We start from the raw sequence: 12,825 nt of genomic DNA, 5'->3' as shown, positions 1-12,825 counted from the left end.
GGCGATGCTCAATACCGCGGCGCTAGCCGCCTTTCGAAGAAACCGAAGCCGGTCGTCACCAATGCGGCTAGCACGAAATATCCCGGCGCGGCGGCGAACGGGGGCTCGTAGACAAATCTCACGCCCGCCTCGCCGCCAGCCGCAACCACGGCGCCAGGTGGAACGCGGCCATCAGCAGATACATCGGCACCATGCCGCTGAGCATGGAGGCTCCGGGCCCGGACATGCACATCATGTCCTGGCCGCCATAGGCAGCGGTGAGCAACGCCATGACCGCGAAGGTCGGCGCCGCCGCGAGGCAGAGCCAGTCGGCGAGGCCGAAGCCGCTCGGGCCGGAGGGGCGAGGGGAGTCCGCCGCTTCGATGGCAAGGTCCGGGTTTTCGGTGCTCATCTCATCCACCATTCCAACTGGGCGGGCTTTCAATGCTCGTGGAAAAATCGGCTCCGGCGGCGCGGTTGGCGCCGCCGGAGTCGCTTCGCGCTCAGGCGTCCTTGTTGCGGAACGCCGCTTCGCCGGCGTCCGAAACCTCGACCCATCTCTGGTCGGGGGCGGCACCCTCTTCGTAATTGTCGTGCCAGTTCCACCACTTGTAGGTCTGGGTCTGCGGATAGCCCTTGGGCGAATCCTCCCATACCTCCTGGCGGCCGAGCGGCGTGACATCGAGATAGCTCCACACGGTGCCAAACGCCTCGTCGCCGCGGTTGTTGACGAAATAGGTGCGGAAGATGCGGTCGCCGTCGTGGATGAAGACGTTGTGGCCGTGCCATTCGTCGACGCCGAAATCCTTGTCCCAGCTGTCGGTGATGGTGTACCAGGGCATCTTCCAGTCCATCCGCTGCTTCAGCCGCTGGATGTCGGCCTGCGGCGCGCGCGAGGCGTAGGCGAGTGTGGTGTCGCGGGCGTTGAGATGGGCGAGGTTGCCGACCTGGTCGGCGCCGAGCGAGCAGCCGCGGCAGGCGTGCTCCGGCCAGCCATAGACGCCGGGCTCGAAGAAGGCGCGGTAGATGATCAGCTGCCGGCGGCCTTCGAACAGGTCGAGCAGGCTCGCCTTGCCGTTCGGGCCTTCGAACACATAGTCCTTCTCGACAAGCATCCACGGCATGCGGCGGCGTTCGGCGGCTAAAGCATCGCGAGCGCGGGTGAGGGCTTTTTCCTTCACGAGCATCTCATCATACGCGCCTTCCCAGGCCTCTGGCGAAACGACCGGTGGTGTGTGCATTTGCTGGGTCATTGCTCTTGTCCCATTCTCTCGGTTGGTTGAGGGTGACGCGGACAGACATAGGGCCGGACGGCGCGATGGTGAGAGTTACAAGTGTGACGCGATTTGATCCGGCGGGCCTAGAAGCGGGCCCAGAAGCGGGCCCAGAAGCGGACATTGAGGCGGGCATTGCATGGACTCGCTGATCAATGCAGCAGGCCGCGCGTTGGCGTCGGGTGACCCGCTCGGCGCCTTGAAGCGCGTCGCGCTGCGTGATGACGCGCCGGCGCTGGCGCTGCGCGGCATCGCGATGGCGCAGCTCGGCGACTTCGCCAAGGCCAAGGCGCTGCTGAAGAGCGCCGCCCGCGCCTTCAGCCCGAAGGAAGCGGTGGCGCGCGCCCGCTGCGTCGTCGCCCAAACCGAGATCGCGCTGGTCTCGCGCGATCTCGGCTGGTCGGAGAAGGCTTTGCGAGCCGCAAGAACGACGCTTCAAGGACATGGCGACCCGGTCAACGCGGCCTATGCCGGAAGCCTCGAAGCGCGACGCCTGATCCTGATCGGCCGCCTCGACGAGGCCGAGCGCCTGCTTGCCGGCTTCGATCCGGCGCCGCTGCCGCCGGTCGCGCGCGTCGCGCATGAGCTCGCCGCCGCGGGCATTGCGGTTCGACGCCTGAGGACGAAGGCCGCGCGGGCCGCGCTCGGCCGGGCGGCGCTCGCGGCCTACGAAGCCAACATCCCGGCGCTGAGGGCGGAAGTCGAAACCGCTTCGCTGGTTTTGAACGTGCCGGTCGCGCGGCTCGTATCGAAGGGTTTGGACACGCCGCTCAAGCTCGACGAGGTCGAGGCGCTGCTCGAATCCGGCACGCTCGTCATCGATGCCTGCCGCAATGTCGTGCGGCAGGCCGATACGATCGTTTCGCTGGCGACCCGGCCGGTGCTGTTCGCGCTGGCGCGCGCGCTCGCCGAGGCCTGGCCGGCCGATGCGTCGCGCAAGGTGCTGCTGAGGCGCGCCTTCAGAGCCAGGCACGCGGATGAATCGCATCGCGCGCGGCTCAGGGTCGAGATGGGGCGGCTGCGCGCCGAATTGAGTGCGCTCGCTGAGATCAACGCGACCGCCCAGGGCTTTGCGCTTTCGCCGCTGAATGCCGCCGAGGTCGTGGCGCTGGCGCCGCCTGTCGAGGAGGAGCATGGGGCGGTGCTCGCCTTCCTGGCCGACGGCGAGTCGTGGTCGAGCTCGGCGCTGGCGATCGCGCTCGGCGCCAGCGCGCGCACCGTGCAGCGGGCGCTCGAAGAGCTTTCGACGGCAAATAAGGTGCAGGCAGTCGGCCGCGGCAGGGCGCGCCGCTGGATGACGCCGCCGGTGACCGGATTCCCGACCGTCTTGTTACTCCCGGGTCCGCTCCCGAGCGACTAGTCTCTCGGCCATTGTTCAGATGGAGATCGAAAATGAAACGAACCGCTGCCGAAATCCTGCGCGAATATGGGCCCTTTCCGGACGCCGAGCGCGTCAATGGCGTCACCTATGACGGCAAGAATGTCTGGTTCGCCACCGGCGACAAGCTGAAGGCGCTTGACCCGGAGAGCGGCGCGATCGTGCGATCGATCGACGTCGCCTCGCATGCCGGAACTGCCTTCGACGGCGAGCACCTCTACCAGATTGCCGAGGACCGCATCCACAAGGTCGACCCGAAGACCGGCAAGGTCGTCGCCACCATTCCCGCCCCGGGCAATGGCGGCGATTCAGGCATGGCCTGGGCCGAAGGTTCGCTCTGGGTCGGCGAATACAGGGCGCACAAGATCCACCAGATCGATCCTGAGACGGGCAAGGTGATCCGCACCATCGAGTCGAAACGCGTCGTCACCGGCGTCACCTGGGTCGATGGCGAGCTCTGGCATGCCACCTGGGAAGGCGAGGAGGGTGATTTGCTGCGCATTGATCCCGAGACGGGCGACGTGCTGCAGGAGGTGGCGATGCCCTCCGGTGTTTCTGGACTGGAATCCGATGGCGGCGGCTGCTTCTTCTGCGGTGGCGGCAGCAGCGGCAAGATCAAGGCCGTGCGCCGGCCGGGGTCCGACGCTGGCAAGTAACGGATAGCCTCAAGCATGCGGCCCGATCAGGCCGCCTCGCGCGCTGGCCGGACCATGGCCTTTTCGGAGGCCTTCGCAGCGCTCGGCCTGTCGATATGCGCCCAGGCCGGCCGCTCGAACAGGAAGTTTCCGAAGCCGGTGCGCTTGACGATGAAATAGAGAATGACCGGGCTGACGACCGAGACGAGCAGCACCGCGAGGCTGAGCCAGCCGGTGTCGGTCAAAAGGCCGCTTGCAAGGGCGAGACCGCGGAAGATCGACATCGGGATGGTGAAGGCGACATAGACGACCAGCGAATGCTCGCCCAGCCAGCGCAGCCATTCCATCGAGGCGAATTTCGACAGGAAGCCGCCGGCGACGCAGAGCGCCACCGCTCCGGCGACGGCAAGCGTAAGATGCAGCGGCGGCCATGCCGCCAGGCCCATTTGCATGCCGACCGGCTGAACGGCATAACCCGGCGAATAGACGAGCAGGTCGTTGACGATCGCCCACGCGGCCAGGCCCGCAACGGCGATCGTCGAACGATTTTGCGTCCATTCGACGAGACGGAACACCAGAGGCGCGAGGACGAAGCCGAGATAGAAGAACACGAAATAGGCGGCGAATTGCGTGAGGGCGTAACTCTGCGAATGCGGCGCCCACATCTGCAGCGCCGCGGCGGCCGCGATCACGATCCAGTGCGGCACGCCAAGCCCACGCAGGACGCGCGCGGCGAGGCCGAACACCGCCAGCATGTAGATGAACCACAGCACGCCATAGGGCTGAACGACGGCCATTGCGAGATCGTGCAGCATACCGGCGGGATCGCGGCTGAAGATGCCGATCTTCAGCCCGATCGAGATGATCGCCCACAGCACGTAGAAATAGAGATAGTGGACGACGCGCCGGTCGATATAGCGCCGCCACGGCCGGTCGATCACCTGCGACAGAAACAGGCCTGAGATGAGAAAGAACTCCGGCATGCGGAACGGCGTCGCGAAGCCGATGACGTAATGCAGGAAGCCGACGCCGCCGGTGTATTCACCGGTGTTGTAGGCCGAATACATCATCACCACCAGGATGATGGAAAGACCTTTCGCCGTGTCCACCCACGGCATGCGCATCGGGCTGCTCATGAACGATCTCGAGGAAATTCACCTGCGCCATAGTACCGGACAGGCCCAACCCTAGCAGCATGAAGCTTCGGATATCGTAAACGCGGCGACGACGCAGGTCCGTGCAGTAGTTGCGGAAGAGATTATCGATTCAAGGTAGCGGGATCGGCTTGTCACTGAGTGTGCGCAAGTAGGCGATCAGGTTGACCCGTTCGGTCTCGTCCGGGACACCCGGAATCTCCATGGAGACGCCCGGCCTGGTGAGCATGGGCCCGAAGAGATATCTGTTCAGGTCCTCGTACGACCATACGCCTTCCCAGCTCAGCAAGGCGTCAGAGTAACGCATATCTGCCATAGATGCCTTGTCGCGGCCGACGACGCCCCACAAGTTCGGTCCCGTTTTGTTCCCTCCCTGTGGCTCGGCATTGTGGCAACCGTGACACACACGGGTGAAGTAGGTTCGGCCTTTCTCGACATCGGCAGAAGCCAACTTCATCGAGATCGGGGCTGGTGTTGGCAAGACGACGCCGTGCGACATCAGATAGTCGGCAACTTCGCGTTGCCCCCGGCGTTTTGCCAGATGGAGCGGTGTCTTGCCGCCATTTGTCTTCGCATTCACGTCCGCGCCGGCCACGACCAGTGCCTTCACGCAGTCGAGACAACCGAGAATGACGGCGACATGAAGGGCGGATTCGCCGTCACGGTCCGAATTTGGATCTGCGCCCCGCTCCAGCAACAGATTTAACAGATCGATCTTGCCTTTCCCCATAGCCGCCATCAGCGGGCGACCCCAAGTCGTCGGGGCGTTGACGTCCGCACCACGTTCTATGAGCAGTTTTGCCGCTTCGATGTGGCCCATCATGACCGCAAAATAGAGGGGCGTTGCGTCTCCATCGCTCTCATCGACGCCGGCACCTGCGTCGAGCGCTGCCGTGATCGCCGCGACATCGCCGTTCTTCGCGGCGTCGTGAATGGCGGCGGCGCGCAATTCAATCGGGAAATATGCAAGCAGTGGCGCAATGAAAAGCAGGAGCCTGCGCATTGGGCACCTCCCCAAGGCAAGCCGGAGGACGCAGCATGCTTTTAAGGGGACAAGGATACCTCAAATGCCCCGCGAGAACGAGAGTCTTCAGGAAGACTGGCCATGGCCTTGCTGCCCTCTGTCAGCGGGTTGTAAGGCCTCATCCGGATCAACTCGTGCCGTGGCGCGAGCAAAGGCGGACTCTTCTGCGCGGATATCAAGCGTCAGGCTTTTCACCGCTAGCCGTCGCTTCGTGCCGGCGTTAACGCTGTTGTCTCCCGCATCGCCACAGCCACGATCGCGCCGGAGAGAAAGGTCAGCGCCGCAATCGCCGCGATCGCCGCGACGAAACCGAAGAAGTCGGCGATGAGACCCGCCGACAGCGCGCCCACCGCATAGCCGAGATCGCGCCAGAAACGGTAGACGCTGAGCGAGCGCGCCCGCCAGGAAGGATGCGAGGCGTCCGATACCGCCGCGATCAGGCTCGGATAGACCATCGCTGTGCCGAGGCCGAGCAGCAGGCTCGCCAGCAGCCACCAGCCGAAATCGCGCGTCATGGCGGTAGTGAGAAGCCCTGCCGCCTGCACCCACATGCCGGCGACGATCAGGCCCTTGCGGCCCCACCGGTCGCTCAATGGCCCGGTCGCAACCTGCAAGATGCCCCAGACCGCGGGGTAGACCGCCTTGAGGATGCCGATCCGCTCGACGCCGAGCCCGTTGGCGACGAAGAAGAGCGGGAAGAGGCCCCAGCTCATGCCGTCGTTCAGATTGTTCACCAGGCCGGCCTGCGAGGCGGCGAACAAATTGCGGTCACTGAGGGAGGTCAGCAAGAAGATCTCGCGGAAACTGAGCGGCGACGCCTGCTTCGCGTGGTTCGCCAGTTCCAGCCGCACATGCTCGCGCGTGTCGCGCACGAGCAGGATCGACAGCGCGGCACCCAGGACCGCATAGCCGACGCCGAGGTAGATCGGCACCGGGCGCAGCCCGTAGCGGCTCGCCAGGTAGCCGGTCAGGAACGCGGTGACGCCTACCGCGAGATAGCCGGCGAATTCGTTGAGGCCGACGGCGAGCCCGCGCGATTTCGGCCCGACCAGATCGACCTTCATGATCACCGTCATCGACCAGGCGAGCCCCTGGTTGATGCCGAGCAGCGCGTTCGCGGCGACGATCCAGCCCCAGCTCGGTGCCCAGATGATGATGAAGGGCACCGGCAGGCCGAACAGCCAGCCCAGGATCAACACGCGCTTGCGGCCCCATTTGTCGGCAAGCTGGCCGGAGACGAGGTTGGCGCAGGCCTTGACCACGCCGAAGCTGACGATGAAGGAGACGACGAGCGTGGTGGAGGCGACGCCGAATTCCTCCGCGCCGATCAGCGGCACGACTGTCCGCTCGATGCCGACCATGCCGCCGACAAAGCCGTTGATCAGCACCAAAAGCGAAAACTGCTTCCAGTTGGCCTTCAGACCGAGCGCAACGGAGGGCGCAGCCGCGCTCAAGACCGAGCCCCGGCATTCGCGGCCCGGGTGCGGGCGGCGTCCGGTGGCGGGGCAGGAATGTCGGCGGTCATGGCTGCGACGAACTGATCCTCGTCCTCGATGCGGAACGCCTTGTTGAAGCGCCGCTCGAAGCCGATCGTCGACGTCGGCTTGCCGCTCAGCGAGCGGCCGCAGACCGAACCCGAATAGGCGCCTGGCAGCACCTCGATGTGGTCGGGCAATTCCTTCAACCGGCGCGCGCTGGCATAGAGCGCGCGCGCGCCGTCCTCGGCGCTCGAGGCGAGCTCGGTGCGGCCGAGATCTCCGACCATCAGCGTATGCCCGGTGAGCACGAACCAGGGTTCGATCGACCGCGTCCGGTCGGTGACCAGAAGGCTCAAATGCTCCGGCGTGTGGCCGGGCGTGTGGATCACGGTCGCCGTGACGTTGCCGAGTTCCAGCACCTCGCCGTCTTTCACGCGGCGGAACGGGAAGCCGGTCTCGGCGCCCTCGAAGAGCACGTATTCGGCGCCCGTCGTCTCCGCGAGCGCGCGCCCGGCCGAGATATGGTCGGCGTGGATATGCGTGTCGACGACGTAGAGGATGCGCATGCCCGTGGCATCTGCAGCTTCGACATAGGGCGCGATGTCGCCAACCGGATCGACGACGGCCGCGGAAGCCTTGCCACCGCAGCCGAACAGATAGGAGGCGGCAACCGGGTCGGTATGCAGGAATTGCCTGAGGATCATCGCCTTTCCTCCGAACGGGCAACTGGGCTTGGCGAACCGCCGGCTTGACGGCAGGCCGAAACTATCATTCAATTATTACATTGAATGACGATGCGTCGCTGAAAGGCCGATGTCAATCCGCAATCCGAAGCAGGCCCTCTACGAACAGTTCGCGATCGTCGCCAAGGCGCTCGGCCATCCGCTGCGCCTGGAAATGATCGAGCATCTGGCGCAGGGCGCGCGCAGCGTCGAAGCGCTGGCGGTCAAGCTCGGCCAGCCTGTCGCCAACATCTCACAGCATCTGCAGGCGCTGCGTCGCGCCGGCATCGTCTCGGCCGAACGCGACGGCAAATTCGTCCATTACGCACTCGCGGACGAGAGCGTGCTCGCCGCCTTCGCTTCGGTGCGCGCCGTTGCCGAGCGGCAGCTCGCCGAAGTCGACCGCATCGTGCGCGGCTATTTCGACGCGCGTGACCAAATGCGGCCCGTCGGACGTGACGAACTCCAGGCACTCATGCGCGACGGGCTGGTGACGCTGATCGACGTCCGCCCGCCGGACGAGTTCGCGCTTGGACATGTGCCCGACGCGATCAATGTTCCGCTTGGCGAAATCAAGGCCTGGTCGGCCAACGCCGCTCCAGACCGGGAAGTCGTCGCTTATTGCCGCGGTCCGTGGTGCGTGATGTCCTTCGAGGCGGTGGCCGCGCTGCGCTCGCTCGGCCATTCCGCGCGCCGCCTCGAGGACGGCATGCCGGAATGGAAGGCCGCCGGCCTGCCGGTGGAAATAGCCGCCTGATGGTGCGGCTAATTAGGCGGGGCGGAATGCTCGCTGGAGCCGAAAGGGCATCGAGCGCCAATTGCCGACGCTTGGCTACAACATGGCGAATGCCTTGAGTGGGGCCGCAAGCGGTCTGTCGGCTTTGCGCTGTGGTATGCCGAAAAGCGACATTTCAGGCTGGCTGGATTGGCGTCGAAAGCGGCGCTACCTCTTGTTCCAGCGCCCACTTGACTTGGTGCAATGGTCGAGAAGTCTGGCGAGTAGCATTTTCCTCACATTTTCTAGAACCTCAGCCCATCGCTAGCGTAAGCTCCGCTTAACAACAACGGCAGTTTTTTCGGCGTTTACAATGTCCGGCCGAAGTCGGACGTTGCCCCCAACAAGACCATGTCCCCAGGGGTCGGCGGTGGTTAGATCGCCGCCGCCGCGCATGCCAACGGAGGGTTTTCTTATGAGCAAGAAGCAGATGAAGCTGGGGCTCTCCATGCGGTACATGGGATACCATGTCGGCTCATGGCGGCATCCGGATGTACCGGCGGATGGCGCCTCTCTCTTCCAGTCGTTTCTGGAAGTGGCGCAGACAGCCGAACGCGCCAAGTTCGACATGCTGTTCCTGGCGGACGGTATAGGGGTCCGGTTAGACGACAAGCCCAAGGGATCGATGTGCAGATCGCGCCACAACGTGGAACTGGAGCCGTTGACGCTCCTTTCAGCCTTGGCCCCTCTTACCCGCAACATCGGCTTGGTAGCCACGGCTTCGACAACCTACAACGAGCCCTATCACATCGCGCGCAAATACGGCTCGCTCGACCAGATCAGCGGCGGCCGCGCGGCCTGGAACGTGGTGACCTCCTGGTCGGATCAGGAGGCCTGGAACTTCTCGATGAGCAAGCAGCTCGATTACGACACCCGCTACGAGCGCGCGCACGAATTCGTTGAGGTAGTTACCGGTCTCTGGGACAGTTGGGACGAGGACGCGTTCCTTCTCGACAAGGAATCCGGGGTCTTCTACGACGAAAAAAAGATGCATGTCCTCGACCATGTGGGCAAGCATTTCTCCGTCCGCGGGCCGTTGAGCGTTCGACGCTCGCCGCAGGGTCGGCCGATCCTGGTCCAGGCTGGCGTATCGGAGCCTGGTCAGCAGATCGCGGCCGAGTACTGTGACATCGTCTTCATGGCCAAGAACGACCTCAAGTCCGCTCAGGACTACTATTCTTCGGTGAAGGACCGGTTGGAACACTTCGGCCGCAAGAAGAGCGATCTCCTGATGATGCTCGGCCTTACGCCCATCGTCGGCCGCACCCGCGAGGAAGCGCAAGAGAAATACGAACAGCTCGAGGCGCTCATCGATCCGATCGTTGGCCTTTCGATGCTCTACCGCTCGTTCGGCGATCTTTCGCATCTGCCGATGGACGGCCCGGTGCCGAAGCCAGACCTTGACAAGGTCGGACTCAAGAGCAGCGCTCAGATGTATTACGACCTCGCCCAGAAGCAGGGCCTGACAATACGCCAGCTCTACAAAAAGATCGGCATGGCCCAGGAGCACAAGACCGTCGTGGGAACCGCGGCCGACGTCGTCGACGAGATGGAGTCCTGGTTCGAGCAAGGCGCCGCCGATGGCTTCAACATAACGCCATCTCTTCTCCCACACGGCATCAACGACTTTGTCGAGCTCGTGCTGCCCAAACTGCGCAGACGCGGCCGATTCCGCGACGAGTATGAAGGGCGAACCCTTCGCGAGAATCTCGGCCTCCCCGTTCCCGCCAGCCGCTACGCGACCACGGCTTCCGCCGACAGGCGTCTCGCCAGTTAAATTTGATCGAACGAGTATCGGATATGCAAACGAACGCCGGTCGAGACACGCTCTCTGCTAGGGACACCGCTCGCCAGCCGATCGAGGCGGGCGATCCAGTGAACGATAGCCGTCTCTTTCGCAGATGCCTTGGCCTTTACGGGACGGGCATTGCGATCATCACCGCGGAGATGGAGGATCAGCGGGCCGCAGTGACCGTCAACTCCTTTGCTTCCGTGTCGCTCGATCCGCCGCTGGTGCTTTGGTCCATAAGCCGCGCTTCACGCAGCCATCCGCTATTCACGAACGGCAAGCGCTTTGCCGTAAACATCCTCGCCTCGACACAGATGAATGTCTCCAGACATTTCTCCAGCAAGGTCGAGGACAAGTTCGCGGATACCTCATGGTCGCCTGGGGAGTTCGGCTCCCCCTTGCTTCACGGTTGTCTGGCGCACTTTGAGTGCGAAACCTACGCGCAGGTCGAAGGCGGCGACCATACGATCCTGATCGGTCTCGTACGCCGCGCCAGTCGTTTCGACGGGGAGCCGCTGCTTTTCGCCCAGGGCCAGTACAGCGTCGCCTATTCCCATCCGGAGGTTTCGCCTGCGCCTGAGGTCGGCCGCTTCACGCCCGAGACAGCTACCGAGGGAACGATCATTCCTCAGATATTCGAAGCGCACCATCTCCTTTCGGCCGTTTTCGACGAGCACCGCCATGCCGAAGGTCTCGATATCTCGGTGGCCCGGGTGATCGCCTGCGTGTACGACATGCCGGGCCTGAAGACGGACCAGGTGGCGCGGGCGACATATCTCGGGCAACGGGACACGGAGGACGCCTTGGCCACGCTTGTCGAGCGCGGGATGCTCGTCAGTTCGGCGGATGGCCAGTTGGTTCTCACCGAAGCCGGGCGGCATCGGCGCGAGGCGATCCGGACGCGTTGGCAGAATTTCCAGAAAGATCAGCTTGAGGGCATACCGGAGGCGGACCTTCGCGCTACGCTGCGAACTCTCTCGAAGCTGATTGCCCAGAACAGACCGGCGAAATGATGAACTGGGACTACATCGTCATAGGCGCCGGATCGGCAGGCTGCGTGCTCGCCAACAGGCTGAGCGCTGACCCAGCCACGAAAGTGCTGTTGCTGGAGGCCGGCGGCAGCGACAAGCGATTGAACATCATCATGCCCGCGTTGGCCTTCAAGGCGATGGCCGACGAACGCACCAACTGGAAATTCATGACCGAGCCGGACCCAACGCGCAACAACCGGCGGGACATGATGCCCCGCGGCAAGGGACTCGGCGGTTCCAGCTCGATCAACGCCATGTTCTATGTCCGTGGAAACCGCGGCGATTACGACCATTGGGCGCAGATGGGGAACCGGGGCTGGTCCTATGACGAAATCCTGCCCTACTTCAGGAAGGTCGAAGGCAACCGGGACGGCGTGACCGGTATCTACGGCAAGGACGGCCCGGTCGTCGTCAGCGCCGTGCGCAAGCCTCCCAAGCTTGCCTACGTCTTCGTCGAAGCAATGAAAGAGCTCGGCTATCCACACAACCCCGCCTACAACGCCGAACCCACGGACGGCGCTGCTATCATTCATGTCACCCAGCACATGGGAACCCGCTTCAGCGCCGCCAGAGGCTACCTGGATCCGATCAAGAAGCGGCCTAACCTGAGGATCGTGACGGGCGCGGTGGTGCGCAGGATCTTATTCGACGGACGTCGCGCCTCAGGCGTCGAGTTCGATGCCGGTGGCAAGACGCAGGTTGAGCGGTGCGTCGGCGAGATCGTCCTGTCCGCGAGCGCGGTCAACTCGCCGAAACTTCTGATGCTGTCGGGCATCGGTCCGCAGGAGCAGTTGCGGGCGCACGGCATCGACGTGCTGCACGACAGCCCCGGCGTGGGCCGAAATCTCCAGGAGCACGCCAGCACGCAGGTGAAGGCCTACGTCAACATCAAGACCGCAAACCAGGAATTCAACCTGTTGGGAAAGCTGAAATACGGCGTACAGTTCCTTTTCGACCGCTCGGGTTACGCCACCTACACCTATACGGGCGTCGGCCTCATCCGGACCAGGCCAGAGCTCGAATATCCCGACATCCAGTATCATTTCGGGGCTTTTTCGGCGAACTACACCCATGATGGCATTGAGATGCAGAAGGAGGCCGCGATCAACCTCCAGCCCAACGTCAACAGTTCACGAAGCCGGGGCTTTCTCGAACTGCGCTCTTCCGATCCATACGAGCAACCCAAGATCCAGCTGAACCTCCTGAGCGATCGCTACGACATCGAGACCTTGATGGCCGGCGGCAGGATCGCCCGCGCCGCGCTGAACTCGAAGGCGTTCGCGCCATACGTCACCGGCGAGTTCAAACCGGGCAAGGACGTCCAGACTGACGACGAATGGATCGCCTATATGCGCGAGAACGCGAGCGGCAGCTACCATCCGTGCGGCACTTGCAAGATGGGCATCGACCCCATGGCCGTCGTGACACCGGATCTGAAGGTCATCGGCGTGGAGGGCCTGCGCGTCGTCGATTCCTCCATCATCCCGCAGATACCGAGCTGCAATCTCAATGCCATCAGCATGGCGATCGGCGAGAAAGGCGCCGATCTGATCCTTCAGAAACAAGCCGCCTACGCGACGGCATGA

General features: G+C 63.8%; 12 protein-coding genes. 6 read left to right on the top strand and 6 right to left on the bottom strand.

Translation table 11 applies throughout. The features are described 5' to 3' along the window. Positions 1–118 precede the first annotated feature (118 nt). Positions 119–391, bottom strand: a complete 273-nt coding sequence (locus tag ABID26_RS12385; RefSeq protein ID WP_435528566.1) for a hypothetical protein — start codon at positions 389–391, stop codon at positions 119–121. A 91-nt stretch (positions 392–482) separates the two neighbouring features. Continuing rightward, positions 483–1,232: a DUF899 domain-containing protein gene (locus ABID26_RS12380; protein WP_126100585.1), complete on the bottom strand. Its 750-nt coding sequence runs from the start codon at positions 1,230–1,232 to the stop codon at positions 483–485. A 160-nt stretch (positions 1,233–1,392) separates the two neighbouring features. Between ABID26_RS12380 and ABID26_RS12375 the strand changes: the two genes are divergently transcribed. Beyond that, on the top strand, positions 1,393–2,613 hold the full coding sequence (locus ABID26_RS12375; RefSeq protein ID WP_292303155.1) for a helix-turn-helix domain-containing protein: 1,221 nt from the start codon (positions 1,393–1,395) through the stop codon (positions 2,611–2,613). Positions 2,614–2,645: 32 nt separating this feature from the next. Further along, positions 2,646–3,287, top strand: coding sequence for a Vgb family protein (locus ABID26_RS12370; RefSeq protein WP_292303156.1), 642 nt, complete (start codon positions 2,646–2,648; stop codon positions 3,285–3,287). 26 nt (positions 3,288–3,313) lie between these two features. Here the strand turns inward: ABID26_RS12370 and ABID26_RS12365 are convergent, their stop codons facing one another. The 4 genes from ABID26_RS12365 to ABID26_RS12350 form a co-directional block, all read right to left on the bottom strand. Next, positions 3,314–4,402, bottom strand: a complete 1,089-nt coding sequence (locus ABID26_RS12365; RefSeq protein ID WP_292303157.1) for an acyltransferase family protein — start codon at positions 4,400–4,402, stop codon at positions 3,314–3,316. Positions 4,403–4,532: 130 nt separating this feature from the next. Next, positions 4,533–5,423 (bottom strand): ankyrin repeat domain-containing protein, encoded by an 891-nt coding sequence (locus ABID26_RS12360; RefSeq protein WP_292340147.1) that lies wholly within the window; start codon positions 5,421–5,423, stop codon positions 4,533–4,535. A gap of 218 nt (positions 5,424–5,641) precedes the next feature. Then, positions 5,642–6,898 carry an MFS transporter gene (locus ABID26_RS12355; RefSeq protein ID WP_292303159.1) on the bottom strand — a complete coding sequence of 419 codons (1,257 nt, stop codon included), beginning with the start codon at positions 6,896–6,898 and terminating at the stop codon, positions 5,642–5,644. Next, on the bottom strand, positions 6,895–7,626 hold the full coding sequence (locus ABID26_RS12350) for an MBL fold metallo-hydrolase (RefSeq protein WP_292303160.1): 732 nt from the start codon (positions 7,624–7,626) through the stop codon (positions 6,895–6,897). Before ABID26_RS12350 ends, ABID26_RS12355 begins: the two co-directional genes overlap by 4 nt. A gap of 109 nt (positions 7,627–7,735) precedes the next feature. Between ABID26_RS12350 and ABID26_RS12345 the strand changes: the two genes are divergently transcribed. The 4 genes from ABID26_RS12345 (at position 7,736) to ABID26_RS12330 (ending at position 12,825) form a co-directional block, all read left to right on the top strand. Further along, positions 7,736–8,401, top strand: coding sequence for an ArsR/SmtB family transcription factor (locus tag ABID26_RS12345; RefSeq protein WP_292303161.1), 666 nt, complete (start codon positions 7,736–7,738; stop codon positions 8,399–8,401). A 433-nt stretch (positions 8,402–8,834) separates the two neighbouring features. After that, a complete protein-coding gene (locus ABID26_RS12340) occupies positions 8,835–10,196 on the top strand; it encodes an LLM class flavin-dependent oxidoreductase (protein ID WP_126100577.1) in 1,362 nt (453 codons plus the stop codon). A gap of 23 nt (positions 10,197–10,219) precedes the next feature. After that, entirely contained in the window at positions 10,220–11,221 is a 1,002-nt protein-coding gene (locus ABID26_RS12335; protein WP_126102729.1) for a flavin reductase, read from the top strand. Continuing rightward, on the top strand, positions 11,221–12,825 hold the full coding sequence (locus ABID26_RS12330; protein ID WP_126102728.1) for a GMC family oxidoreductase: 1,605 nt from the start codon (positions 11,221–11,223) through the stop codon (positions 12,823–12,825). The genes ABID26_RS12335 and ABID26_RS12330 overlap by 1 nt, the downstream gene beginning before the upstream one ends.

The sequence above is a fragment of the Mesorhizobium shonense genome (genome assembly GCF_040545255.1).
GTDB classification, from domain to species: Bacteria; Pseudomonadota; Alphaproteobacteria; order Rhizobiales; family Rhizobiaceae; genus Mesorhizobium; species Mesorhizobium shonense.
Note: the sequence above shows the minus strand (reverse complement) of the source record. Positions and strands in the feature narration are given on the sequence as shown.